We start from the raw sequence: 24858 nt of genomic DNA, 5'->3' as shown, positions 1-24858 counted from the left end.
TCGTCACTTGAGAATGCACACGATCATTCCGCGCGCCGCCCCTACCTTCGGCATCGAAGAAGAATTCCTTCTCGTCGATCTCTGCAGCCGTGACGTCGTGTCTAGCCCGCCGCAGGGGCTGATACGAGCCTGCCGTCAGGCATTTGGCGAGCGCCTGGCAGAGGAGATGTTCCAGAGCCAGATCGAGCTAGTCACGCCAGTGCTGGATGACCTGGCCAATGCCCGTGATTGCCTGGTCGAGGGGCGTCTAGGCCTGAGCGAACTTGCCGAAGGCCAAGGTCTCGGTCTGTATGGCGCAGCCTCCCATCCTTTCGCCGATTGGCGGCTGCAGCTGGCCACCGACTCGCCTCACTATCGCCAGCTGTTCGTCGATTATCGCGACGTGGCGCAGCGCAGCCTGCTGTCCGGGCTCCATGTCCACGTCGCTGTGGAGCCGCAGGTCGACCGAGTGCGGGTCATGAATCGCGTACTGCCCTGGTTGCCGCTGCTGCTGGCCCTGAGTGCGTCATCACCGTTCTGGGCTGGTAGGGATACCGGCATGTTCAGCTACCGTCGAACCCTGTGTGGGGAGTGGCCGCGTATGAGCATTCCGGAGCCGCTGGAGGACGATGCGGCGTTGAATCGCTATGTCGACCTGCTGCTGAACTCGGGTTCGATCCGCAAGCCTGGTGACGTGTGGTGGTTCATCCGTCCCTCGGCCCGCTTTCCCACCTTGGAGTTGCGCATCGCCGACGCCTGCCCGCGCGTGGAGGATGTGTTGTGCATCACCGGATTGTTTCGCGGCCTGGTGGCTTGGGCTAGTGGTGTGGACGGTGGTGATGCCCTGGCTGTTCAGCGCCCGATACTGGAAGAGAACTATTGGCGAGCGATACGCCAGGGCAGCGCCGGCAGGTTTCTGGATGTGCGCGCTCGCCAGGGGCTGACCGCCAGCGTCTGGTTGGCTCAATTGCGCGACGTTATCGGCGAGCGGGTCGATGTGCATGGTGATGGCGAGGTATTCGACCAGGCCGAGCGGATCCTCCGCCACGGCAGCAGTGCGGATCGTCAACTGGCCTGCCATCAGAGCGCAACGCATGAGGGGCTTGATAACCTAGCCGCGCTGGCCAGGGTTGTCGATCTGGTTCTCGAGGAGACGCGAACCAGTGCGGTGGAGCGCAATCTGGCCTCGGCCTAGGAAAAAGGCTGTTTGCGGCTTCGATGGTGACACCCTCCAGGTGCCTGTCATGGCACCTGGAAGGCCTATCGCGTTTGACTAGGCGGCCTCGCGACTCAGCGCCTGCTTGAGGCTGCGCTTGCGCTCCTCCATCAGCAGACCTAGCTCCTTGAGCTTCTTCGCACCTAGTAGCTTGGTGGCCTTGGGGAACATCTCCTTTTCCTCTTCTTCTATGTGGTGCTCCAGTAGCTCCTTGAGCACCTTGGCCCGGCCGGCGAAGGTAGTGGTGGATGGGTCCGTCTTGATCAGGTCCGGCAGCACCTGAGAATCCACGGCGCGGTGTTCCTCGGTCGCTTCGGCGGTCATCACTGCCTCGTCCCGAGCACCGGCCTGTTGATAGGCCGGGTAGAAAATCTGTTCTTCGAGATCGGTGTGCACCGCAAGCTCCATGTGCAGTTTCTGCACCAGATCGCGGCGGGTCTTCACGCCGCGCTCGGTAGTGGCGACCAGTTTCTCCAGCAGTTGCTTGACCACTTCATGGTCCTGTTTCAACAGCTCTATGGCGTTCATGTTCATCTCCAGGCTAATGGACGGTATCCGCAGTGCGGACCTAGGGAATGACTGCCCGCCTCGCCTCGAAGTTCGAGTGCGATTTACCTGAACTTCGGTGGCTGGCGGTGCTTCTACCCCATGTGACTCACCGGAGGATTTACGTATGCACTACCTGAAAAGACTCTCACTGGGAATGCTCACCGCCACCGCGCTGCTCAGCGCCAACCTGCATGCCGAAGGCACTTCGGAGGCGGAACAGATCAGTCCGCGCAACTTCATTGAAGAGGCATCGGCCAAGGGCATTGCCGAGATAGAAACCGGCAGGCTGGCGCTGGAAAAAGGCACTACGCAAGACGTCAAGGAATTCGCCCAGACCATGGTCGAGGACCATACCGCCGCCAACCAGAAGCTCAAGGCACTGGCCGAGCAGAAGGAGATGGAGGTTGCCAGCGATGCCGAGCTGCTCAATCAGGCCAAGGCGCTGATCCTGCAGCTTCGCGGTGAGAACTCGTTTGACAAGGCCTATATGAACAATCAGGTGGTAGCGCACAAGGAGGCCATCGAGCTGTTCCAGAAGGCCACCAACGCCGAGGATGCCGAAATCGCGGCCTTCGCCAAGGAAACGCTGCCCAGGCTCGAGGCGCACCTGAAGATGGCCGAGCAGATCAACGCCCAACTGCCAGACTGATCCATGGCCGCCCTCCTCGCACGTCTGCTCGGGGCCTCGCTACTGCTGGCCGGACTCGTGCTGGCAGCGGGTGACATCCGTGTTGACGCCCCGTTGCGCGAGTTCTTCGGCGACCTGATGTTGCTACCGGTCGGAGCCCTGTTGTTGCTTCGGCGTGCAGAAGCCGTGGCGCTCTACGTGCTGGTGACGGTGCTGACGGGTATGTGGGTGATGCTGGAGCAGGATGTAGACAGCTGGCAGCTGCTGCCCTATCTGCTGCTCTGGCTGACCATCGGCATCCTGCTGCTGCCGGCCAATAGAGCTTTCGGCCGCCTGCTTGACCATTCGGCCTATTGAGCGGATCGATGGATACAGAGTGGCTCAATCTCCTGCCCTGGCCGGAACTACGGACCCTCGCCGTGGCGCTGGTGGTAGCGCTGCTGCTGGAATTGATTTCCGGTTGGCTATTGCGCCTGCTGCAACGCATCGCGCGTGCGATACCAACGGCACGGGAGATTCTGCAACGAGCTAGAGCGCCGGTACGCCTGCTATTGCCGTTGTGCGGCGTGCAGGTGGTGCTGAGTTCGGCTCCCGACGACCTGTTCATGATCGATGGAGCTCGGCGCCTGGTACTGCTGGCAATGATCGCCGCCTTTACCTGGCTCGGCCTGCGTGCGGCTGATGCGGTGCAACGGGTGATCGTTGCCCACCATCCGGTCGATGTGGTGGACAACCTGCATGCTCGCCGCATCCAGACTCAGACTCGCGTGCTGGTAAGAATCGTCGGCGTTTTCGTGGTGATCTTTGGCATCTCCACCATGCTGATGACTTTCCCCGCGGCTCGCCAGTTCGGTACCAGCCTGCTGGCCTCGGCCGGCCTCGCCGGTCTTGCCGTGGGCTTCGCCGCCAAGCCGGTACTGGGCAACCTGATTGCGGGTCTGCAGATCGCTCTGACCCAACCCATCCGCCTGGATGATGTGGTGATCGTCGAAAATGAATGGGGGCGCATCGAGGAAATCACCGGCAGCTACGTGGTAGTGCGCGTCTGGGATGATCGGCGGTTGGTCGTGCCGCTACAGTGGTTCATCGAGAATCCGTTCCAGAACTGGACACGCAGTACCTCTTCGCTCACCGGCGCGGTCACGTTCTGGGTCGACTACTCCACCCCGCTGGAGCCGCTCCGCCAAGAGTTGGCCCGGCTGTGCGCGGAGGCGATGCACCTGTGGGATGGCCGCGTCAGCGTGCTGCAGCTGGTGGAGGCCGGCGAGAAGGCGATACAGCTGCGGGTGCTGGTCAGCTCGGCGGACTCTTCGCGCAACTGGGACCTGCGCTGCTACATCCGCGAGAACCTGGTGAACTTCATCTGCGCCAACTTCCCCGGCTGCCTCCCGCAGCTTCGCGCGTCGGTCGGCAGCGCCTCGGGTATCGACCTTGTCGAGTCACAGGAGCCAGGCCAAGTGGTCGAAGCCGAGCGACAACCACCGGTCTGAAGGCTGGCCTTTACTGAGACAGGCCCCGCAGGCGTTCGTAGTAATAAGGTAGTTGCAACAGCGCATAGCGGGCCGCCGCATACCGTACCTCATTGCGCTCCCCTTCGAACTTGAGGGTCTCGCTGACCACTCCTTCGTGGTCGTTGACCCGCATCGCACAGGCGAAGCACTGCACGCCGTCCATGGGCCCTTCCGCTTCCGCCAGTCCGGTATTGGCCAGGGCAATGTCGGCATGCCCCATCTTCAACGCGCCGACGGCCATCTCCCGCGCCACCTCTTCGCTGGTGAGACCGAAGCGATCGATGGTCGCCTCGTTCACGCCGAGGCACAGCTGCTTGGCTTCGGGCGAGTAGACCACGAAGCCACTGTCCAGTACCGAGCCGCTGCCCGAGACCTCTGCCAGCAGCGACGCCATGAGCCCGCCAGTGCAGGATTCAGCGGTACTCAGGGTCAGGTGGTATTTCTCCAGGAAATGCACCACTTGTTCGACGCTCTGCATCTGCGCGACCTCTCTGTGAAAGGGTTTTCCCATGCCCTATCGGAAGGCCGCGTGCATCGCAAAGTTCAAGTTTGCCGAACTCGGTGAAACGGGAAAAAAGTCGAAACTTTCCCCGGCGCGCTCCAGTCAGCAAAAGGGTATGGGGTTGTCGGTTACTCAGCAGACACCGCCGGTCGGGCAAGGTCGAGCCGACTTGGCGGTATCGCTTCGCGTGACTGCCCCGGCGGCAGGACTCGACCTGATTGATATTTGCGGAGAACGACATGGGAAACGCTGCGGTGACCGCTCGAATTGACGCACAGGACATGGTTAACACTCCCGTACAGCCGCAACTGCACGTCGAGAGTCTGCGTGAGCAGAAGAAACGGATTCTCTTCGTCTCCTCGGAGTTCGCCGACCTGATCAAGGTAGGTGGACTGGGTGACGTGTCCGCCGCTTTGCCTCGAGCAATGGCCAGTCGCCATGACATGCGTCTTCTGATTCCCGGGTACCGGCAGGTCCTGGAAAGCGGTCAGCAAATCCGCATCGTCGGCGAAGTACCAGGGCTGGCCGCACTGCCACCCTGCAAGATCGGCCGTATGGATCTGCCCGATGGGCTGATCGTCTACGTCCTGATCAATCCGGACCTGTTCGAACGCGATGGCACGCCCTACGGCGACAGCCAAGGGCGCGACTGGCCGGACAACCACATCCGCTTCGCCAGCCTTGGCCTGGCCGCAGCGGAGATCGCCAGTGGCACCGCCTGCATCCGTTGGTGCCCGGAACTCGTGCATGCCAACGACTGGCCGGCCGCCATGGCTCCCGCCTACATGGCCTGGCGCAAGATGAGCACACCGACCGTGCTGACCATCCACAACCTCGCCTATCAGGGCCTGTGTGATGTGCAGAGCTGCGCCGAACTCGGCATCCCTCCGCAGGCCTGCAGCAGCGAGGCTATGGAGTTCTACGGAAAACTGTCGTTCCTCAAGGCGGGTATTGCATATGCCAGCCATATCACCACTGTGAGCCACACCTACGCCCAGGAAATCACAACTCCAGACTTCGGTTGCGGGCTGGACGGCATGTTGCGCACCAAAGTCGCCACAGGACAGCTCAGCGGCATCATCAATGGCATCGACGAGAGCTGGGAACCCCGCAGCGATCCTCATCTGGTGGAAGGATTCTGTGCCCATGAGTGGCATGGCAAACAAGTCAACCGCGAATACGTGGAACAGACCTTCGGCCTTGAGGCGGACGACGGCCCCCTATTCGGAGTGGTGTCTCGCCTGGTTCAACAGAAAGGTATCGATCTGACCCTCTGCGTGGCAGAAGAGATCGTCGCCCAGGGTGGGCGTCTGGTGGTGATCGGCCGCGGTGAACCCGACCTCGAGGCTGCCATGGCCGAGCTGGGAAAAAAACATCCGGGACGCATCGGTGTACACGTCGGCTTCAATGAGACCGACGCCCGGCGCATCTTCGCCGGCAGCGACTTCCTGCTCATGCCTTCGCGATTCGAACCCTGTGGATTGAGCCAGATGTACGCCCAGCGTTTCGGCTCGCTGCCAATCGCCCGACGTACCGGTGGTCTGGCAGACACCATCGAGGATGGCGTTACCGGCTTCCTGTTTCAAGAGCCGACAAAGGAGAGCTATCAGGAGGCGGTACAGCGCGCGTTCAGCGTCTTCCATCGCCCGGAGCTGCTCTCGGCCATGCGCTGCAAGGCAATGAACGCCCCGCTGTGCTGGCAAGAGTCGGTGGCGCCTTACGACGAGCTGTACCAGCAGCTGATCGGTGGTGAACACGTGATCACCGCGGAACCTCTTTGATGTACCGCCACGGTGCCCGGCGCCTGGACCAGCATCGCAGCCGTTTCGCCCTGTGGGCTCCGAACTGTCGCGAGGTGGCCCTAGAGCTGCAGGATGAGTCAGTGCATTCACTGCAGGCGACCGGAGATGGCTGGTTCAACCTGGATCTGGATTGCCCGTCCGACACCAGCTACCGCTTCGTCATCGATGGTCGGGTTCGTGTGCCCGATCCGGCGTCGCGTCGCCAATTCGGCGACGTTCACGGCTTCAGCCGGGTGGTCGACCATGATGCCTACGAATGGCGCCACAGTGCATGGCAAGGAAGGCCCTGGCACGAAACGGTGATCTACGAGGTGCATGCCGGCCTGCTCGGCGGCTTCACGGGTATCGAGGCAATGCTGCCGCACCTGGTGCAACTGGGGGTAACGGCCCTGGAGCTGATGCCGCTGGGGGAGTTTCCCGGCAGGCGCAACTGGGGGTACGACGGCGTCCTTCCGTTCGCCCCGGATGGCAGCTACGGCACGCCAGAACAGCTCAAACACCTGATCGACAGCGCGCACGGCATGGGCCTGATGGTGTTCATCGACGTGGTCTACAACCACTTCGGGCCGGACGGTAACTATCTGGGCCAGTACGCCGCCGATTTCTTTCGCGAGGATCGCCATACACCCTGGGGCGCGGCCATCGACTTCCGCCGCCCGCAGGTGCGCGATTTCTTCTGCGAGAACGCCTTGATGTGGCTACTCGACTATCGGGTCGACGGCCTGCGCCTGGACGCCGTGCACGCCATCGGTGACGACGCGTTCCTGATCGAACTCGCCGAGCGGGTCCGCGCTGCCGTGGAGCCCGGCCGCCATGTGCACCTGGTGCTTGAGAACGAAGACAACCGCGCCAGCCTGTTGCAACAAGGCTATGAGGCGCAGTGGAACGATGATGGCCACAACGCCCTGCATGTCCTGCTGACCGGCGAGAGTGAAGGCTACTATGCCGACTTCGCCGAGGATGCCACCGCGAAGCTGGCAACCTGCCTCTCCCAAGGCTTCGTCTTCCAGGGGCAGACCGACCGGCGTGGGCAGGCCCGGGGCGAGCCTAGCGAGCATTTGTCGCCACTGTCGTTCGTGCTGTTCCTGCAGAACCACGATCAGGTGGGTAATCGAGCCTTCGGTGAGCGGCTGGCTGCGATGGCAAACGAGGATGCGCTGAAGGCAGCCACCCTGCTGCTTCTACTCTGCCCAATGGTGCCCCTGCTATTCATGGGAGAGGAATGGGGCTCTCGCCAGCCGTTCCTGTTCTTCACCGATCACCATGGCGAACTGGCGGACGCGGTACGCGAAGGCCGGCGCAACGAGTTTGCCGAGTTCTCGCGCTTTGCCGATGCGCAGCAACTGACGTGCATTCCCGACCCCAATGCCGTGGAAACCTTCGCCAGCTCGCAGCCGGACCTTGAGCCTGCCCATCAGCCGCAGCAACGTGCCTGGCTGACGTTTTACCGCACACTGCTGCGTCTGCGTCAGCGTGAACTGGTACCGGCACTGCCCGGGAGTCGCTCCCTCGGCGCAGAAGCGCTGGCACCTGGCGCGCTCTCCGCCGGCTGGCGCCTGGGCGACGGCCGACTGCTGCGCATCGACATCAATCTTGGTTCCGAGGTGGTCGCCACCGGCGCCCGCTCCCCGGCAGGCGATCTGTTATGCGCCCACCGGGTAAGCGAAGAGGACTATCGCCAGGGCGTGCTGCCGTCACACAGCGCCCAGGCCGTTCTGGAGATTGCCCCATGAGTGACGCCCTGCTTGCCGAACTGGCTGGTGCCGTCGGTATCAGCATCAATTGGACGGATGCCAATGGCCGCCCTCAGCGGGTCAGCCCCGAGGCGCAGCGGCGCCTGCTAGAAGCCCTTGGTTATCCGGCACAGAGCACGCAGCAGGTCCAGGGCAGCCTGGCCGAGCTGCAAAGCAACAACGGTGCTGTCGCCACCGCCCCGTTGTTGAATCTGGAACTGAATGAATCCATACATCTGCAAGGCCATCGCCCGGATGCTGCCTACAAGCTGATCCGTGAGGATGGCGAAACACTGTCTGGCCGACTGGACGGGGAATCCCGGCTGCCTGGTCTCGACCTGCCTGGCTATCACCAACTGGAGATAGACGATCGGCGCCTGACACTGGCCGTGGCGCCGCCTGCCTGTCGCAGCGTCGAGGAACTGTGCGGTACCCGTCGCGCCTGGGGCCTCACCACCCAGCTGTACTCGCTGCGCCGCACTGGCGATGGTGGCCTGGGCGATACCCGCGCGCTGGAGGACCTCGCCCGTCATGCCGCCAATCTAGGGGCGGACGCACTGGCCATCAGCCCAGTGCATGCGATGTTCTCCGCGTCTCGCGACCACTACAGCCCGTATTCGCCGTCCAGCCGGTTGTTCTTCAATGTGTTGCACGCCGTACCGAGCAATCTGCTGGGCAGCGATGCGGTCAAACGCGCGATTGCCACCTGCGGCCTGCAGGAGGAAATGGCCCGACTGGAAAAGAACGATCTGATCGACTGGCCTGCCGTGAGCGAAGCGCGTCATCGGTTGCTGGCCCAGCTCTACCGAGACTTCCGCGAAAGCGATGGCAGTCTGCTTGGCGACTTCACCAACTTCTGTGACGAAGGTGGCGACGCCCTGCTCCAGCATTGCCGGTTCGAGGCCCTACACGGCCATATGCTGCGTATCGGCGAATCCGGCGACTGGCGGAACTGGCCGGAATCGCTGCGCAATCCACGCAACCAGGCTGTGATCCGATTCGCCACGGACTATGCCAATGAGGTTGGCCTGCATGCGTTCGGCCAGTGGTTGATTGCACGCAGCCTGGAAAGCGCGCAAACCGTGGCGACTGGCGCGGGCATGGGCATAGGCCTGATCGCCGACCTGGCGGTCGGTGCAGATTGCGCCGGCAGCCAGGCCTGGACTCGCCAGGACGAGTTGCTGCAGGAGGTCACTGTCGGTGCGCCGCCTGACATCCTCAATCGCTCCGGACAGAACTGGGGAGTGTCCGCCTTCTCTCCCGAAGGGCTGAGGCGCCATGGCTTTCGCGCTTTCATCGAGATGCTGCGAGCCAACCTGGCCCATGCCGGTGGTATCCGTATCGACCATGTGATGGGTCTGCAGCGACTTTGGGTGATCCCTCAGGGTGGCGAGCCGCAGGACGGTGCCTATCTGAAGTATCCGCTGACCGACCTGCTGCGCCTGCTGACGCTGGAGTCCCACCGCAACCGCGCGCTGGTTATTGGCGAGGACCTCGGCACCGTGCCGGAAGGCCTGCGCGAGGAGCTGGCACGGCGCAACATCCTCGGCATGCGCGTGCTGCTGTTCGAGCAGCATGACGGGCGCTTCGTCGCCCCGCAGCACTGGCCGGGCGACGCCCTGGCCACCACCACCACCCATGACTTGCCGAGTATCAAGGGCTGGTTGGCCGGCAACGACATCGACTGGCGCCTGCGCGCGGGTCATACCCGCCCGGAATATGAGGCCGATGATCGTGCCGGGCGGCAGCGCGAGCGCGCGGCACTACTAGACGCATTGAGCGAACACGGCAAGCTGCAAGGCCCGCGAGAGGACGCCGACGCCGCCCTGCAGGCCGGCATCGAGTATATCGGCGCTACGCCTGCCCCCCTGGTGCTGCTGCCGCTGGAAGATGCCGTCGGCGACGACCAGCAACCCAACCTTCCCGGCCCAGGAAATGATCATCCCAACTGGCGCCGTCGCTACGTTCTGCCGGTGCGTGAGCTGCTGGAAACCGAGGCCACCCTCCTGCGTCTGACACGCTTGGCTGATGCTCGCCGGGAGGCCGATGATGAGTGACTTGCGCGCGACCCTGCGCCTGCAGTTCCACCAGGGCTTCACCCTGCATGACGCCGTGCCACTGGTGCCCTACTTCTCACGGCTGGGTATCAGCCATGTATATGCCTCGCCGCTGCTGGTGGCTCGGCCCGGCTCTACGCATGGCTACGACGTGGTGGACCCTACCCGGATCAACCCCGAGCTCGGTGGCGAACCCGGCCTGATCCGCCTGGTAGAAGCGCTGCACAGCCGTGACATGGGCCTGATTCTCGACATCGTGCCCAACCACATGGCGGTCGGCGGCGATGCCAACCCCTGGTGGCTGGACCTGCTGGAATGGGGACAGGAAAGCCCCTTCGCCAAGTTCTTCGACATCCAGTGGAACTCCCACGACCCCCTGCTGGCCGGCCAGCTCCTGGTGCCCTTCCTGCGCACCGACTATGGCGAGGTCCTGGCCAGTGGCGACATTCCCCTGCACTACGACCTGGAGAACGGCACGTTCTATGCTCAACACTTCGAGCATCGTCTGCCGATTACCCCGCCCAGCTACGGCGAGATCCTGCGCGGAGCCGGTAACGCAGCACTGACGGATCTGGCCAGGCGCTTCGATGCCCTGCGCGGCACCGCCGATGCATGGGAACGAGCCAAGATTCTGCGCGCTGAACTGGCCGAGCTGGGCCGCCCGGAGGTCGGCGGTGATGCCATACCCCGCGCCCTCGCCCGTTATCGATGTGACTCGGAAGAGGGGTTACAGCGCCTGCACCGACTGCTTGAACGCCAGCACTACCGGGTGGCGAGCTGGCGCACTGCGGCTGACGATATCAACTGGCGGCGCTTCTTCGACATCAACGAACTGGGCGGCCTGCGGGTGGAGCGCCCGGAGGTGTTCGAGCTCACCCACGGCAAGATCTTCCAGCTGATCGAGCAGGGGCTGGTGGACGGCCTGCGCATCGACCATGTGGATGGACTGGCCAACCCGCGCGCCTATTGCCGGCGCCTGCGTCGCCGTGTCGAGCGGCTGCTGGCCCGGCGTCAGCAGCCGCTGCTCGACCAGGACTTTCCGATCTACGTGGAGAAGATCCTCGGTCACGCCGAGCGATTGCCGCACGACTGGAACATTACCGGCTGTACCGGCTATGCCTTCATGAATCAGGTCTCGCTGCTGCAGCATGATCCACGCGGCGAGCAGCCGCTGCGCGAGTTGTGGCATGAGCTGAGCGGAAGGCCCGCGGTCTTCGAGGAAGAGATACTCGAAGCACGACGCCTTGTGCTGACCACTTCGCTGACGGGCGATCTGGAAGAAGTGGCACAAGGCCTGCTGCAGGTGGCACGCAACGACATCGCTAGCCGTGATCTGACCCTGGCATCGATCCGCCGCGCTCTACTTGAACTGATCGTGCATTTTCAGGTGTATCGCACCTATGCCAATGCCTGTGGCCGCTCCGAACAGGATCGGCAGGTGTTCCGCCAGGCTCTCGACGGTGCCCGCCTGACCCTGGCCGAAGCGGACTGGCCGTTGCTCGAGCACCTCGACCGCTGGTTGGGCGGCCAACCTCTACACGACTTGCCGCCAGGGCGACCTCGCAAATTGCGCGCGCGGGTGTTGAGCCGCTTTCAGCAGCTTACTTCGCCGGTAGCCGCCAAGGCGGTGGAAGACACCGCCTGCTACCGCTCCGGTGTGCTGCTCTCGCGCTACGACGTAGGCTTCGACACCGAGCATTTCAGCCAGCCACCGGAGCACTTCCACGCCAGCTGTATCGCGCGCTGCCAGTACCTGCCGAGCAATCTGTTGGCCACCGCGACCCATGACCACAAGCGTGGTGAGGACAGCCGCGCACGCCTGGCTGTACTCAGCGAGCGTGCCCACTGGTACGCCGGAAAGGTCCGCCAGTGGCGAGACCTGGCCGAGCGATTGCGTGCCGACCTGCCTGAGGCGGTACCCAGCGCGGGCGAGGAGCTGATCCTCTACCAGGTGCTGCTCGGCAGCTGGCCGCTGAGCCTGGGAGCAGATGACGAGAGGGAGTTGCGCGCCTACCTGGAGCGGCTCCTGACCTGGCAGCGCAAGGCCTTGCGAGAAGCCAAGCTCAGCAGTAGTTGGAGCGCGCCGAACGAGGCGCACGAGCGGGCCTGTCATACCTTTCTCGAACGCTTGCTGACCACCCCGGAAGGCCTCGAGATGCGCCGGGAGTTGGTAGCGGCCGTCGAGTCCATCGCTCCTGCCGGTGCGCTGAACAGCCTTGCCCAGACGCTGCTGCGCCTGAGCACGCCGGGTGTACCGGATCTCTTTCAGGGTTGCGAGTACTGGGACTTCAGTCTGGTCGACCCGGACAACCGTCAGCCGGTGGATTTCTCTGCGCGGGTGGCGTCGCTGGACGGCCTGGCCGACCCCGGCGAGCTGCTGGAGAGCTGGCGCGACGGTCGTATCAAACAATGGCTGGTCTCCAGCGTGCTGGCGATCAGGCGCGCCCGTCACCACTTATTCTCGGGCAGCGATTACCGCGCCTTGAAGGTAGAGGGCGAGCATGCCGAGCATGTGCTGGCCTTCGCCCGCAGCCTTGGCGACACCCATCTGATCGTCGTGGTGCCACGCCTGGTGGCAGAGCTGCTCGGCGATAGCGCCAGCCCCCATGTGCCCGCCGAGCGCTGGGGCGATACCCGAGTGGTATTGCCACCCGAGCTTGCCGATCTCGGGTTGACCGGCATCCTGCCGCCACAGCACCCGATGAATCGCGGATACCTGCCGCTGACCGAGGTACTGGCCCAGTTCCCGGTCAATTTGCTCTGCCTCAAACCCCATCCTCAGGAGAATTGCCATGAGCATCGATGAACAACGCGTCCGCGAATTCGCCTACCAGATCTGGGAGTCCGAGGGTAAACCTGCAGGCCAGGAAGACCGCCACTGGGAAATGGCTCGCAAACTGGCCGAGGCCGAGGCGGTGGGCCAGCAGTTGCCAACCACGCCCAAGCCACGGCGCATCAGCAAGCCCAAGGCCGTGACGCTGGCTGAGGCGGAGGCGCAAGTGGAGCAGGCGGCAACGAAGCCTGCATTGCTGAAGAAGCCCCGCACTCCACGCAGCAAGGCCTGAGGCTGAGCCATGAAGCAACCACGTTCGCGTATCGCCGAAGGCCATCCCTTCCCGCTAGGTGCCACCTGGGACGGGCTCGGGGTCAACTTCGCCCTGTTTTCTGCTCACGCCACCAAGGTCGAGCTGTGCCTGTTCGATGACCAGGGCAAGACCGAGATCGAGCGCATCGAGCTGCCCGAGCACACCGACGAGATCTGGCATGGCTACCTGCCGGACGCCCACCCCGGCCAGGTCTATGGCTATAGGGTGTACGGCCCCTACGAGCCGGACGCGGGGCACCGTTTCAACCCCAACAAGCTGCTGATCGATCCCTACGCCAAGCAACTGGTTGGTCGGCTCAAGTGGTCCGAGGCCCTGTTCGGCTACACCATCGGCCACGCTGACGCCGACCTCAGCTTCGACAAGCGCGACAGTGCTGCCTTCGTACCCAAGAGCAAAGTCATGGACCCGGCCTTCACCTGGGGTGAGCAGTCACCGATCCGGGTGCCGTGGGACAGCACCATCGTCTACGAGACCCATCTGCGCGGTATCAGCATGCTGCACCCTGCGGTACCGGAGCACCTGCGTGGCACCTGCGCAGGGTTGATGAACCCGGAGCTGCTCAAGCACATCCGTTCGCTCGGCGTATCCAGCATCGAGCTGCTGCCAGTACATGCCTTCGTCAATGACCAGCACCTGCTGGAAAAGGGCATGAACAACTACTGGGGTTACAACAGCATCGGCTTCTTCGCACCGCATCCGGCATACCTGGCCAGCGGTAAGGTCAGCGAATTCAAGGAAATGGTCGCCCACCTGCACGACGCAGGGCTGGAGCTGATCCTGGACGTGGTCTACAACCACACCGCAGAAGGCAACGAGCGCGGCCCGACCCTGTGCATGCGCGGCATCGACAACGCCAGTTACTACCGGCTGATGCCGGACGACCGGCGCTACTACATCAACGACTCGGGTACCGGCAACACACTGGACCTCTCGCACCCCTGCGTGCTGCAGATGGTCACCGACTCCCTGCGCTACTGGGCCACCGAGATGCGCGTGGACGGCTTCCGCTTCGATCTGGCGACCATCCTCGGTCGCTACGCCGATGGCTTCGACGAGCGCCACAGCTTCCTGGTCGCCTGCCGCCAGGACCCGGTGCTGAGCAAGGTCAAGCTGATTGCCGAGCCTTGGGACTGTGGCCCGGGCGGCTATCAGGTCGGTGGTTTCCCACCCGGCTGGGCAGAGTGGAACGACAAGTTCCGTGACAACGTGCGCGCCTTCTGGAAGGGCGATGAGGGGCAGCTAGCGGAACTGGCAAGCCGCCTGACCGGCTCCGGGGACCTGTACAACCAGCGAGGCCGCAGGCCATTCGCCTCGGTCAATTTCATTACCGCCCATGACGGCTTCACTCTGCGCGATGTGGTGTCCTACGACCACAAGCACAATGAGGCCAACGACGAAGGCAACCGCGACGGCACCGACAACAACATTTCCTGGAACCACGGCAGCGAGGGGCCGACGGAGGAGCCGGAAGTCCGCGAACTGCGCATGCGGCAAATGCGCAACATGCTGGCCACCCTGCTGTTCTCCCAGGGCACACCGATGCTGCTGGCCGGCGATGAATTCGGCCGTACCCAGCAAGGCAACAACAATGCCTACTGTCAGGACAACGAGCTGAGCTGGGTCGACTGGAACATCGATCAGGAAGGTCAGGATCTGATGGCCTTCACCCGCCGGCTTATCAAGCTGCGACGGGACTACCCGATTCTGCGTCGCGGGCGCTTTCTGGTTGGCCACTACAACGAGGAACTGGGGGTCAAGGATGTCACATGGCTCACGCCGGGCGGCGAGGAGATGGGCGAAGAACACTGGCACGACGCCGAAGCCCGCTGCATGGGCATGCTGTTGGACGGCCGTGCCCAGCCCACGGGTATTCGCCGCAGCGGCGCCGACGCCACCCTGCTGCTGATTCTCAACGCGCATCACGAGGCCGTGGACTTCCTTCTGCCGGAGGTGGCCGAAGGCTCGGGCTGGCTCGGGCTGCTGGACAGCAACCAGCCGAAGCAGAAGAGCATCGAGCAGTTCGCTTTCGGCAGCCAGTTCCTGGTGACGGCGAGATCGTTGCTGCTGTTCAGGTTGCAGAGCGAAAGCGAGTAGAGCCTCCAGCCTGGCTTGATGAGATGGACCGACGGTGCTGGCCGGTGCACCCCCCCATCAAGCCAGAGGGTCTGTCGTTCGCACGGTATATCCCGCACCCAAAAAACCCTGAACCGTGCCCTGCCCCTCCAGTCCCACCTGAGTAGGCGCCGCAAAAGCGGCGTCGCCACTTTCGACACAGGAGGAAGGCATGAAAATCAACGAGATCATGACCCGCAACGTGCAGACAGTGCGCCCCGAGGAAAGCATCCGCGAGGCGGCCGCACTGATGGCGCGCATCGACAGTGGTGCGCTGCTGGTGGAAGAGAACGATCGCCTGGTGGGCATGCTCACCGACCGCGACATTGCCCTGCGTGCCGTGGCCGAGGGCCTGCACGGCGACACCCCGGTGCGGCAGATCATGAGTGGCAACGTCTGCTACTGCTTCGAGGACGTGCAGCACGTGGCCCAGAACATGGCAGACATTCAGAAGCGACGCCTGCCGGTGCTCACCCGTGAGAAGCGCCTGATCGGCGTGGTCTCTCTCGGCAACATCGCCAGTGCCCGCAGCGACAGGAGCAGCGGCACCGTACTGCGCGGCGTCGCCCAGGCCCACTGAGGCCCCTCGGGCGCGGAGAACAGTATGAAAGCCGTAGTATTCCATGATGTGGGCGACATTCGTCTCGATGACGTGCCCGAGCCCATTCTGCAAGAACCAACCGACGCCATCGTCCGCCTGACCGCTTCCGCCATCTGCGGCACTGACCTGCACTTCGTGCGCGGCACAGTCGGCGGCATGGCGAAGGGCACCATTCTCGGCCATGAGGGCGTCGGGATAATCGAGGCGCTGGGGGCGGACGTACGCAACCTGCAGGTTGGCGATCGAGTGGTGATCCCCTCCACCATCGCCTGCGGCAACTGCGCGTACTGCCGCGCTGGCTACTACGCCCAATGCGATGACGCCAATCCAAATGGCAAGGGGGCTGGTACGGCTTTCTTCGGTGGCCCTTCACCGTCTGGGTCGTTCCACGGATTGCAGGCCGAGAAGGCCCGCATTCCATTCGCCCATGTTGGCCTGGTGCGGTTGCCCAGCGAGATCAGCGACGACCAAGCCATCCTGCTGTCGGACATATTCCCCACCGGCTACTTCGGCGCCGAGATGGCCGAGATCACTCACGGCGATACGGTAGCCGTGTTCGGTTGCGGACCGGTCGGCCAGTTCGCCATTGCCAGCGCCAAGCTGCTCGGTGCGGCCCGTGTATTCGCCATCGACCACCTGGAGGACCGCCTGCGCATGGCCCGTCAGCAGGGCGCGGAGGTGATCAATTTCGACGATGAAGACCCGGTTCAGACCCTCCGTCGATTGACCAACGGCATCGGAGTGGACCGGGCCATCGATGCCGTCGGCGTCGACGCAGAATGCTCCTGCCATGCCGGTAGCCAGGAGGTCAGCGCCTTCCGCGAGGAAGTGGCCGCGGTGGCCCCCAAGACCCACCCGGACGGCGCCAACTGGCATCCCGGATCGGCGCCGAGTCAGGCGTTGCAGTGGGCAGTGGAGGCGCTGGACAAGGCGGGAACCCTGTCGATCATCGGCGTTTACCCGCAGCAGGCCCGCTACTTCCCCATCGGCTTGGCGATGAACAAGAACCTGACCATCAACATGGGTAACTGCCATCACCGCAAATACATTCCGCGGCTGATCGATCTGGTGCTCAACCATCGCATCGATCCGGCCAAGATTCTTACCCAGGTCAAGCCCATGAGCGATGCGATTGAGGCCTTCAAGGCTTTCGACCGGCGCGACCAGGGCTGGATAAAGGTGGAGCTTCACCCGCAGCAGATGCAGCTGGGAGGCGGCAGCGAGGAGGACGTCCGGGAAAGCCGCCTCGATGAGGCAATCGAGGGTGCCACCGCGACGAAGTCATAGGCGTACTGGAACGTCGCCACACCGGCGGCATCGGAAAGAGGACCTGAGGAGTTCCATGAGCGATATCCGTATCGGTATTTCCGGATGGCGCTACGCCCCGTGGCGTGGCGACTTCTACCCCAAGGGGCTGGCCCAGCGCCGAGAGCTGGAGTTCGCTTCGCGGGAGGTCAACAGTATCGAGATCAATGGCTCTTTCTACGGTCTGCAGACGCCGCAACGTTACGCCAGTTGGTATGCCGACACGCCGGAGGACTTCGTTTTCAGCGTCAAGGCCCCCCGTTACATCACCCACGTACTGCGACTAAGCGAGGTGGCCCAGCCGCTGGCCAATTTCTACGCCTCCGGTCCGCTGCAGCTGAAGGAAAAGCTGGGGCCATTCCTCTGGCAGTTCCCGCCGAGCTTCCGCTTCGACGCCGAACTGTTCGATTCCTTTCTCGCTCAGCTGCCCCATGACACCGACCAGGCCCGCACGCTGGCCCGCCGCGCCGATGCACGTCTGCATGTAACGGGCTATCTGGATGCGAAACCGGATGGTCCGCTGCGTCATGCCGTCGAGATCCGTAACGCCAGCTTCGTGAACCCCGAGTTCGCCGCCCTGCTGCGCCGGTACAAGGTAGCCCTGGTCGTGGCGGACACGGCAGGCAAGTGGCCCTATGTGGAAGATGTCACCGCCGACTTCGTCTACATGCGCCTGCACGGCGATGCCGAGCTCTATGCCAGCGGCTATTCGGATCAGGCGCTTCTGCGTTGGCAAAAGCGCATCGAGGCCTGGACCTCCGGCAGCCAACCGGATGACGCCCACCTGATCGACCGCACACATAAGCCAACCAGGCGCCAGCGCGATCTCTACTGCTACTTCGACAACGACGTGAAGGTACGTGCGCCCTATGACGCCCGTCAGCTGCTGGAGCGACTCGGGCGTTTACCGCAGCCTCGCCAAGGAGCCCTGGTATGACCGAATCCCTGCCGATCATGACCGTGGACAGCGCCCCGGCCGTCCATCGGATCAAGCTGCTCACGATCAACACCCACAAGGGGTTCACCCCGCTCAACCGGCGCTTCATCCTGCCCGAGCTGCGCACGGCGGTGCGTGCCACCGCTGCCGACGTGGTATTCCTGCAGGAGGTGCTGGGTACCCACCAGCGTCACGCCAGGCGCCACCAGAACTGGCCTGAGACACCACACTACGAGTTCCTGGCCGACAGCATGTGGCCGCAGTTCGCCTATGGGCGCAACGCCGTCTATCCCGACGGCGATCATGGCAATGCGCTGATGAGCAAATTTCCCATCAGCCATTACGAGAACTTCGACGTATCCATCGGCGTGGTCGAGCAACGCGGCCTGTTGCATTGCGTGCTGGATGTGCCTGGCCCACGCCAGGTGCATGCGATCTGCGTGCACCTGGGCCTGCGCGAAGGACACCGGCGCCAGCAGCTGGCACTGCTCTGCGGCCTGCTGGAGCGCTTGCCGGCCGACGACCCGGTGATTGTCGCTGGTGACTTCAACGACTGGCGCCTGCGTGCCAGCAGCATCCTTGCCGAGCAGCGTATGCACGAGGTGTTCGCCAGCGAGTTCGGCGAGCCCGCCCGAAGCTTTCCCGCCCGCTGGCCAGTGCTGCGGCTGGATCGAATCTACGTACGCAACGTCACCAGCCACGAGCCGGTCGTGCTTTCTACCCATCCCTGGTCACACCTTTCCGACCATGCCCCCCTGGCCGTGGAGATCCACCTATGAATTACGAGTGGCGCGAAGGCAACCAGGTACAACTGCTGATCAACGGCGAGGAGTACTACCCGCGGGTGTTCGAATGCATCCGTGCAGCCCGCCATGAGGTGCTGATCGAGACCTTCATCATCTTCGAGGACAAGGTCGGCAACGAGCTGCAGCAGGTGCTGATCGCCGCCGCCCAGCGGGGCGTGCGCGTGGAGCTGACGGTGGATGGCTATGGCACGGCCGACCTCAGCCGCGAGTTCGTCGCCGACATGGTCGCCGCCGGAGTCAAGCTCCACGTATTCGATCCCAGCCCCCGCCGCCTGGGCGTACGCACCAATCTGTTCCGCCGTCTGCATCGCAAGATCGTGGTGATCGACGGCGAGCGCGCCTTCGTCGGCGGCATCAACTATTCGGCGGATCACCTGGGCGACTTCGGCCCGATGGCCAAGCAGGACTACGCGGTGGAGGTCACGGGGCCGGTGGTGGCGGATGTGCACAAGGCCAGCCTGCGACTCATGCGCCCAGCGCTGGACGCGCCCAGCGACATCCAGCCGAAGACCCGCTTCGTCGGCGATACCCGCATGCTCCTGTCGGTTCGCGACAATGCCAGGCACAGCCGGGACATCGAGTCTCAGTATCTGATGGCCATTCGAGCAGCCAACCAGCGTCTGGTGATCGCCAACGCCTATTTCTTTCCCGGTTACCGGCTGCTGCGTGAGATGCGCAACGCGGCCCGCCGGGGCGTGCGGGTGACGCTAATTCTGCAGGGCCAGCCGGACATGCCCTGGGCCCGGGGATTCTCTCGACTGCTCTACAACTATCTGCTGCGCGACGGCGTGGAGATATTCGAGTACTGCCAGCGCCCTCTGCACGGCAAGGTGGCGCTGGCCGACAGCGAGTGGGCTACCGTGGGCTCCAGCAACCTCGACCCCTTGAGCCTGGCGCTGAACCTCGAGGCGAACCTGATCATCCGCGATGCGAAGTTCAATCAGCAGTTGCATGATCACCTGCAAGGCCTGGCCAGCGACCATTGCAAGCGCATCAGCCTGGAGCGTGTCATCCGCGGATACTGGTGGCGGGCGCCGCTGATCTTCATGTGCTTTCACTTCACCCGTCTGTTCCCCGCCATCGCCGGCAAGTTTCCGGCGCACTCGCCGCGCCTGGCCTCCGTGCGACCCGATCAGGACGGACCGGCGCAGGCCTGCTTCGAGCAGGGCAAGCCATCATGAGCCAGAAGCAAAATCCCAATCCCTGGATTCGCTGGGGCAAGCGACTGCTCACCGCCCTTTTCTTCATCCTGGTACCGGTACTGCTGTTCCTGTTGGTGAAGAATCTGGAATGGAACGACGTGGTGCAGGCGCTGCGCAGCTACAGCCCACTGACGCTGGCAGCCTGTGTGGGTATCACCGCTACTAGCTTCCTGCTTTTCGCCAGCTACGATCTGCTGGGTAGGGCCTACACCGGCCATCACCTGCCTGCGCGACAGATACTGCCACTGACGTTCGTCTGTTACGCCTTCAACCTCAACCTCAGCTCCTGGGTGGGCGCCATCGCCCTGCGCTATCGCCTCTACTCGCGGCTGGGGCTGGGCGTGGCCACGGTCACGCGCATCCTCACCTTCAGCCTGATCACCAACTGGCTCGGCTACGTGATTCTCGCCGGCAGCGTATTTTCCCTGCGCCTCGTACGTCTGCCGGATCAATGGGCGATCGGTACCACCGCTCTGCAGGTGATTGGCGTCTGCCTGCTGCTGGTAGCGGCAACCTATCTGCTAGCCTGCCGCTTTGCCAAGCGCCGGTCCTGGTCCTGGCGTGAGCATGAGGTGACGCTGCCATCGTTGAAGCTGGCGCTGACCCAGGCAGGCATGTCGATGTGCAACTGGTCGCTGTCCAGCCTGCTGGTGTTCCTGTTGTTGCCGAGCGGCATCGATTACCCGACGGTGCTGGGCATCATGCTGGTCAGCAGCATCGCCGGAGTGATCACCCATATTCCCGCCGGTCTCGGTGTTCTGGAGGCGGTATTCATCGCCATGCTGCAGGACCAGGCCTCGAAGGGGGCCGTACTGGCCGCCTTGATCGGCTATCGCGCCATCTACCTGTTGCTACCGCTGCTGGTGGCCGTAGTGGTGTATCTGGTTCTGGAGAAGCGAGCCAAGCACCTGCGCCAGAAGTCACAGCAATCCGGAAGACTGAAGACGGAGGGGACCTGAGTGGGTGTATAACGGCCGGCTGTACCCTCAGCGCCAGTTAACATCATGATCAGCATCCTCCCCTGCATAGGCCCGCCCCCCACGTTCGATCGCAGCTTCACCGTGACTGCGGAGCTGCGGATCAGTCTCTGCGAAGGAATCTTCACCTACGATGCCGTTGCCGTGGAACCCTATGAAAAGACCTACGCCGACGAAGGCGAGGAAGACGGCGGAGAAATGTTCGCCGCTCACCTGAACGGTGAGCTGGCCGGTATCATTGTGCTGTCCAGGGCGTGGAACGGTTATGCACTGATCGAGGACATTGCCGTCGCTCGCAACCTTCGCCGTGTCGGCGTGGCCGCCGCCCTGCTCCGGCACGCCAAGGCCTGGTGCCTGCGGCAGGGGCTGCCCGGCATCATGCTGGAAACCCAGCACAACAACCTGGCCGCCTGCCGCCTCTACGAACGCCACGGCTTTCGTCTACGCGGTGTCGACCTCGATCTCTATCGCGGTCTGCTGAACCAGATCCGGCCCGAAATCGCCCTGTTCTGGTATTGGCAAGCGGATAACGACGACACCATCGCCTAAATAAACGCGGCGACCCTGCAGGTAAAAGTGTCTGCAGGGGAATGCCATGTTCTCGGCTCGGACTATAGCCTGCTGACACAATCTGGCCGTTGTCAGGCTTGCCACGCCCGATCCAGTGCGCGCACCACCCGGTCCGCCGGCAGCGAGCGGCCATCCGCTGACTGATCGTACATAGAGCCACATCGACCAGTAGTGGCTGATTGCCTCGGGCACCACCAAGGACTCCGGTCCTTCCCGTACGATGCGCCTGGGTGGTTTGATACGTAGGTTGATCGATAGGATTCCAGCTGCAGTCTTTTTGCGTTGCGCAGGTGCAGGAAGCGTGGGCCGGAGCACTGGTTGTGCGTTCCCCGGATCGGCCTGCTTGATAATGGCAATGATCTGGCGGCCTGAAAGCGCGATGCCCTCACGCCAAGGATCCTTGATCCTACTGGGAGAAGATTCACTTCCAGCGAGCACCGGTTTTCGGAGGGAATGCCCGTGGGAATGGAGTAACAACCCTGTATCGTGCTTGCTTTTTGAGGCGACTTTGAAGGGATCGAGTGGGATGTTTGAAATGCTGCTCCGGGATTATGCATGCCGCCAGGCATACTGGAAACTTGCCTGCACACTGCTTGCCGTAGCATGTATAAGCTCATTTGTTTCACCTGCCCCAAGTTTGCCGTTCGATTCATTAGACCCTTCATGGCATCTGGGGGTGAGCCATGGCGTCGAGCAAGGGCTTAGAATAGGCACCGACCTGATATTTACCATCGGCCCGCTGTCCAATGTTTACACCGAGGTGTACTCGAAGACCTTCGACTCGGTATACTTGGCATATTCCTGCTATATAGCCATCGCTATCTATATCGGAATCTACGGCATCTTTGTGGACCACAAGAAAGCCACTCCGGTCTTTCTGTGCGCGCTTGTAATATTAGCCCTGGGGGCGTACAGGGACGCGTTCTTTATGCTCGCCCCTGTATTGACGTCTCTTTGTTTGATTTCGAGAGCACCTACGTCAAATAATATCTCCCAAGGTAGACTGTTTCTGGTGGCGCTTTGCATTCCGATGCTAGGACTGCTGCCTCTAGTAAAGCTCAACGCCTCTGCTCTTTGTATATTTTGCATGTTCTTGAATGTAGTTTTTGCTCTGCATGGGAGGCACTACTTCTGGGCTGCTCTATATTGCATCCTGCCCGTCGCATCTTTATGTATTGCTTGGATATCTTGCGGTCAAAGTCTCTCGGATATCCCGGCTTACATTGTAAATTCGCAATACATAATTTCCGGCTACACAGAGGCAATGGCCTTGCAAAACAGCATTGCCCTCCCCTTGTTGTTTCTGGCGGGGTGCGGTGTGTTGGGCGCGGGCCTTCTGCTGTCCAGCTCTGTAAGTAAACATCTTCGCCTGACGATCTTGATGCTGGTTGTCGCCTATCTGTTCGTAGCCCTCAAGGCCGGGTTTGTTCGGGAGGATGATGGCCATACAACCCTGAGCGGCATTGCTCTGCTTATGATCTCCCTGCTTTCATGGCCGTTCGTTCAATCATTCAAAGGCCTTGGCTCTGTATGTGCTGGCTGCCTTGCCGGCATGGTTGTCATTGGCGCAAGCAAATACATAGTGCCAGCCACTATTCCCGGTGACGTTTATAGAGAAATTGTCAACTTCTATAGCGGACTCAAGGTCCGGATACTGTCTCCTGAACGTTACGCCATCGACGTAAAGAATCGTATGGAGCAGATTGCGTCCACGTCCGGCTTTCCACGACTAGAAGGCTCAACCGATGTCTATTCGGCTGGCCAGGTGGCTCTTATATCATCGGGGGTCGAGTGGAAACCAAGGCCGATATTTCAGAGTTACTCGGCATACACGCCGGAACTTATAGAAAAAAACGCCCGGCACTTGCAGGGTGCGGGAGGCGCCAAAAACATTGTGTTCGCGGTAGAACCTATTGATGGTCGCTTGCCGAGCCTGGAGGACGGGGAAAGCTGGCCTATCATTTATAGCCAGTACACGTTATCCGGGTTCTCTGGGAAATACACCATTCTTGCAAGAAACAACGATTTACCCACAACTCCTTCCCTGCTCGAACGACGTGTCGTAAAGCTTGGCGAGCGCTTCGCGATTCCAGAGTTCGAGGGTCAGACATACATGACCGCAGAGATCAATCCCAGTTTTTTCGGCAGGGTCCGGGCGGCGATTTTCAAACCTGCGCAACTGAAGGTCAGGCTTGTCTTGGGTAATGGCCAGACAAGAGAATACCGAGTCGTGTCAGGGATGACCAAAACCAAATTCCTGATATCCCCCCTCGTTGAAACTACCTCAGAATTTGCGGACTTGTTTGGAGGCCATGAGCTCCTGACAAGTAAAAAAGTAGTGTCGGCTGAATTCCTTTCAGCAACACCCAATGACGAATCCTGGTCAGACCATGTTGAGCTTAAATTTTTTGGGCTAAAGGCCAATGTTGATGAATCTGCCAGTAAAATTCTTGGTGTAACCATGCTGGAGCCTGCTACAAATATTTCGGAGCGAACGTGCGTGGGCTGGATCGACAGCCTCAATGGCGCTGAGCCCAAACCTGAAGTCATTAAGCCGCATGGATATCTTCAGCTCGCCGGCTGGAACAGCATTACAACAGATGGCTTCCCTAAAGGTGTCGAGAACGTGGTATTGCTTTCCTCTGGCAACCAGACTTTGGCAGGCAATGCAAAACCCTTCGATAGGCCGGATCTAGAAGAGCACTTCAATGCGTCCAGCATGGCGAAATCAGGCTTTTCTACAATCATCGATGTTCGCGGTCTGTCCGGACGGTTCAAGTTGGGTCTTGGCATCAAGGAAAATGGCGAGATTGCAAGATGCCCGCAATATTCGTATGACATAGAGCTTTAATTAAGCCCCTTCCGGATAGCTTGTAGCCGACTGCCTTGGGACAGAACGGCTCCATCGCCCGCCCCCGCAAACCTGTCAGCCACCTCTGCCCTCCGAATACCGTTCAGCAATCGCGTTGAACTCCCCCCTGCCCTTCGATGGTCTATCTCTCAGACGGTCCGGAGGGCCAGGCAACAGGGAGTGGGAGCCATGACGAAAAAATACGATTTTCTGGTCAGCTACATCCTCGATAACCAACCGAAATCAACCACGGTGCACGCCGACAGCGAGTCGATGACACCCAATCAGGCACGGTTCTATCTGCAGTCGCTGCATACCCATGCCCTGCCTGACACGATCACCGACGTTCAGGTGAGTCGCATCGACCCCCGCAAGATCGCCGAAGCGCCGGGTCACCATCTGCAACCCTGATC

General features: G+C 62.0%; 22 protein-coding genes. 20 read left to right on the top strand and 2 right to left on the bottom strand.

Annotated elements, in window-relative coordinates:
• The first annotated feature begins 13 nt into the window (after positions 1–13).
• Positions 14–1174, top strand: a complete 1161-nt coding sequence (locus IB234_RS16600) for a carboxylate-amine ligase (protein WP_192319864.1) — start codon at positions 14–16, stop codon at positions 1172–1174.
• Between the two features lie 78 nt (positions 1175–1252).
• Here IB234_RS16600 and IB234_RS16595 read toward each other — a convergent pair whose 3' ends face one another.
• A complete protein-coding gene (locus IB234_RS16595; protein WP_192319862.1) occupies positions 1253–1723 on the bottom strand; it encodes a hemerythrin domain-containing protein in 471 nt (156 codons plus the stop codon).
• A gap of 145 nt (positions 1724–1868) precedes the next feature.
• On the opposite strand from IB234_RS16595, the gene IB234_RS16590 reads away from it, so the two are divergent.
• The 3 genes from IB234_RS16590 to IB234_RS16580 are packed head-to-tail and all read left to right on the top strand — an operon-like array spanning position 1869 to position 3862.
• A complete protein-coding gene (locus tag IB234_RS16590; protein WP_192319860.1) occupies positions 1869–2393 on the top strand; it encodes a DUF4142 domain-containing protein in 525 nt (174 codons plus the stop codon).
• 3 nt (positions 2394–2396) lie between these two features.
• On the top strand, positions 2397–2729 hold the full coding sequence (locus IB234_RS16585) for a hypothetical protein (protein ID WP_192319858.1): 333 nt from the start codon (positions 2397–2399) through the stop codon (positions 2727–2729).
• Positions 2730–2737: 8 nt separating this feature from the next.
• Positions 2738–3862 (top strand): mechanosensitive ion channel family protein, encoded by a 1125-nt coding sequence (locus tag IB234_RS16580; RefSeq protein WP_192319856.1) that lies wholly within the window; start codon positions 2738–2740, stop codon positions 3860–3862.
• A gap of 10 nt (positions 3863–3872) precedes the next feature.
• Here IB234_RS16580 and IB234_RS16575 read toward each other — a convergent pair whose 3' ends face one another.
• Positions 3873–4361: a CinA family protein gene (locus IB234_RS16575; RefSeq protein WP_192319854.1), complete on the bottom strand. Its 489-nt coding sequence runs from the start codon at positions 4359–4361 to the stop codon at positions 3873–3875.
• Positions 4362–4392: 31 nt separating this feature from the next.
• Here IB234_RS16575 and IB234_RS16570 point away from each other — a divergent pair, with 31 nt between their 5' ends.
• From IB234_RS16570 to IB234_RS16495, 16 genes are all read left to right on the top strand, one after another.
• Positions 4393–4656 carry a hypothetical protein gene (locus tag IB234_RS16570; RefSeq protein ID WP_192320094.1) on the top strand — a complete coding sequence of 88 codons (264 nt, stop codon included), beginning with the start codon at positions 4393–4395 and terminating at the stop codon, positions 4654–4656.
• 10 nt (positions 4657–4666) lie between these two features.
• Positions 4667–6166, top strand: coding sequence for a glycogen synthase GlgA (gene glgA, locus IB234_RS16565; protein WP_225580633.1), 1500 nt, complete (start codon positions 4667–4669; stop codon positions 6164–6166).
• A complete protein-coding gene (gene treZ / locus IB234_RS16560) occupies positions 6166–7920 on the top strand; it encodes a malto-oligosyltrehalose trehalohydrolase (protein WP_192319850.1) in 1755 nt (584 codons plus the stop codon). Before glgA ends, treZ begins: the two co-directional genes overlap by 1 nt.
• On the top strand, positions 7917–9977 hold the full coding sequence (gene malQ, locus IB234_RS16555) for a 4-alpha-glucanotransferase (RefSeq protein WP_192319848.1): 2061 nt from the start codon (positions 7917–7919) through the stop codon (positions 9975–9977). Before treZ ends, malQ begins: the two co-directional genes overlap by 4 nt.
• On the top strand, positions 9970–12783 hold the full coding sequence (locus IB234_RS16550; RefSeq protein ID WP_192319846.1) for a malto-oligosyltrehalose synthase: 2814 nt from the start codon (positions 9970–9972) through the stop codon (positions 12781–12783). Before malQ ends, IB234_RS16550 begins: the two co-directional genes overlap by 8 nt.
• Positions 12770–13042, top strand: coding sequence for a DUF2934 domain-containing protein (locus IB234_RS16545; RefSeq protein ID WP_192319844.1), 273 nt, complete (start codon positions 12770–12772; stop codon positions 13040–13042). Before IB234_RS16550 ends, IB234_RS16545 begins: the two co-directional genes overlap by 14 nt.
• A 9-nt stretch (positions 13043–13051) precedes the next feature.
• A complete protein-coding gene (glgX, locus tag IB234_RS16540; protein ID WP_192319842.1) occupies positions 13052–15178 on the top strand; it encodes a glycogen debranching protein GlgX in 2127 nt (708 codons plus the stop codon).
• A 190-nt stretch (positions 15179–15368) separates the two neighbouring features.
• Positions 15369–15776: a CBS domain-containing protein gene (locus IB234_RS16535; RefSeq protein WP_192319840.1), complete on the top strand. Its 408-nt coding sequence runs from the start codon at positions 15369–15371 to the stop codon at positions 15774–15776.
• Between the two features lie 24 nt (positions 15777–15800).
• The gene (locus IB234_RS16530; RefSeq protein ID WP_192319838.1) at positions 15801–17084 is read left to right on the top strand and encodes a zinc-dependent alcohol dehydrogenase; all 1284 of its coding nucleotides are present in this window, start codon (positions 15801–15803) and stop codon (positions 17082–17084) included.
• A gap of 55 nt (positions 17085–17139) precedes the next feature.
• On the top strand, positions 17140–18039 hold the full coding sequence (locus IB234_RS16525) for a DUF72 domain-containing protein (protein WP_192319836.1): 900 nt from the start codon (positions 17140–17142) through the stop codon (positions 18037–18039).
• Positions 18036–18818, top strand: a complete 783-nt coding sequence (locus IB234_RS16520) for an endonuclease/exonuclease/phosphatase family protein (protein ID WP_192319834.1) — start codon at positions 18036–18038, stop codon at positions 18816–18818. The genes IB234_RS16525 and IB234_RS16520 overlap by 4 nt, the downstream gene beginning before the upstream one ends.
• Entirely contained in the window at positions 18815–20026 is a 1212-nt protein-coding gene (clsB, locus tag IB234_RS16515) for a cardiolipin synthase ClsB (RefSeq protein ID WP_192319832.1), read from the top strand. The genes IB234_RS16520 and clsB overlap by 4 nt, the downstream gene beginning before the upstream one ends.
• Positions 20023–21006, top strand: a complete 984-nt coding sequence (locus IB234_RS16510; RefSeq protein WP_192319830.1) for a lysylphosphatidylglycerol synthase domain-containing protein — start codon at positions 20023–20025, stop codon at positions 21004–21006. Before clsB ends, IB234_RS16510 begins: the two co-directional genes overlap by 4 nt.
• Before the next feature lie 45 nt (positions 21007–21051).
• The gene (locus IB234_RS16505) at positions 21052–21573 is read left to right on the top strand and encodes a GNAT family N-acetyltransferase (protein ID WP_192319827.1); all 522 of its coding nucleotides are present in this window, start codon (positions 21052–21054) and stop codon (positions 21571–21573) included.
• A 547-nt stretch (positions 21574–22120) separates the two neighbouring features.
• A complete protein-coding gene (locus IB234_RS16500) occupies positions 22121–24445 on the top strand; it encodes a hypothetical protein (protein ID WP_192319825.1) in 2325 nt (774 codons plus the stop codon).
• A gap of 189 nt (positions 24446–24634) precedes the next feature.
• Complete coding sequence (locus IB234_RS16495) at positions 24635–24856, top strand: hypothetical protein (RefSeq protein WP_192319822.1); 222 nt, start codon at positions 24635–24637, stop codon at positions 24854–24856.
• Positions 24857–24858 lie beyond the last annotated feature (2 nt).

This window comes from Pseudomonas sp. PDM16, from assembly GCF_014851865.1.
Taxonomy (GTDB): domain Bacteria; phylum Pseudomonadota; class Gammaproteobacteria; order Pseudomonadales; family Pseudomonadaceae; genus Aquipseudomonas.
Note: the sequence above shows the minus strand (reverse complement) of the source record. Positions and strands in the feature narration are given on the sequence as shown.

What these genes read in the sequence shown, in the direction of transcription:
- treZ (WP_192319850.1), top strand. Translation starts at nt 6,166, where the DNA reads ATGTACCGCCACGGTGCCCGGCGCCTGGACCAGCATCGCAGCCGTTTC.
- IB234_RS16570 (WP_192320094.1), top strand. Translation starts at nt 4,393, where the DNA reads ATGCCCTATCGGAAGGCCGCGTGCATCGCAAAGTTCAAGTTTGCCGAA.
- IB234_RS16495 (WP_192319822.1), top strand. Translation starts at nt 24,635, where the DNA reads ATGACGAAAAAATACGATTTTCTGGTCAGCTACATCCTCGATAACCAA.
- malQ (WP_192319848.1), top strand. Translation starts at nt 7,917, where the DNA reads ATGAGTGACGCCCTGCTTGCCGAACTGGCTGGTGCCGTCGGTATCAGC.
- IB234_RS16500 (WP_192319825.1), top strand. Translation starts at nt 22,121, where the DNA reads ATGTTTGAAATGCTGCTCCGGGATTATGCATGCCGCCAGGCATACTGG.
- IB234_RS16520 (WP_192319834.1), top strand. Translation starts at nt 18,036, where the DNA reads ATGACCGAATCCCTGCCGATCATGACCGTGGACAGCGCCCCGGCCGTC.
- IB234_RS16600 (WP_192319864.1), top strand. Translation starts at nt 14, where the DNA reads ATGCACACGATCATTCCGCGCGCCGCCCCTACCTTCGGCATCGAAGAA.
- IB234_RS16525 (WP_192319836.1), top strand. Translation starts at nt 17,140, where the DNA reads ATGAGCGATATCCGTATCGGTATTTCCGGATGGCGCTACGCCCCGTGG.
- IB234_RS16530 (WP_192319838.1), top strand. Translation starts at nt 15,801, where the DNA reads ATGAAAGCCGTAGTATTCCATGATGTGGGCGACATTCGTCTCGATGAC.
- IB234_RS16580 (WP_192319856.1), top strand. Translation starts at nt 2,738, where the DNA reads ATGGATACAGAGTGGCTCAATCTCCTGCCCTGGCCGGAACTACGGACC.
- glgA (WP_225580633.1), top strand. Translation starts at nt 4,667, where the DNA reads ATGGTTAACACTCCCGTACAGCCGCAACTGCACGTCGAGAGTCTGCGT.
- glgX (WP_192319842.1), top strand. Translation starts at nt 13,052, where the DNA reads ATGAAGCAACCACGTTCGCGTATCGCCGAAGGCCATCCCTTCCCGCTA.
- IB234_RS16510 (WP_192319830.1), top strand. Translation starts at nt 20,023, where the DNA reads ATGAGCCAGAAGCAAAATCCCAATCCCTGGATTCGCTGGGGCAAGCGA.
- IB234_RS16590 (WP_192319860.1), top strand. Translation starts at nt 1,869, where the DNA reads ATGCACTACCTGAAAAGACTCTCACTGGGAATGCTCACCGCCACCGCG.
- IB234_RS16575 (WP_192319854.1), bottom strand. Translation starts at nt 4,361, where the DNA reads ATGCAGAGCGTCGAACAAGTGGTGCATTTCCTGGAGAAATACCACCTG.
- IB234_RS16545 (WP_192319844.1), top strand. Translation starts at nt 12,770, where the DNA reads ATGAGCATCGATGAACAACGCGTCCGCGAATTCGCCTACCAGATCTGG.
- IB234_RS16585 (WP_192319858.1), top strand. Translation starts at nt 2,397, where the DNA reads ATGGCCGCCCTCCTCGCACGTCTGCTCGGGGCCTCGCTACTGCTGGCC.
- IB234_RS16595 (WP_192319862.1), bottom strand. Translation starts at nt 1,723, where the DNA reads ATGAACGCCATAGAGCTGTTGAAACAGGACCATGAAGTGGTCAAGCAA.
- IB234_RS16535 (WP_192319840.1), top strand. Translation starts at nt 15,369, where the DNA reads ATGAAAATCAACGAGATCATGACCCGCAACGTGCAGACAGTGCGCCCC.
- IB234_RS16550 (WP_192319846.1), top strand. Translation starts at nt 9,970, where the DNA reads ATGAGTGACTTGCGCGCGACCCTGCGCCTGCAGTTCCACCAGGGCTTC.
- clsB (WP_192319832.1), top strand. Translation starts at nt 18,815, where the DNA reads ATGAATTACGAGTGGCGCGAAGGCAACCAGGTACAACTGCTGATCAAC.
- IB234_RS16505 (WP_192319827.1), top strand. Translation starts at nt 21,052, where the DNA reads ATGATCAGCATCCTCCCCTGCATAGGCCCGCCCCCCACGTTCGATCGC.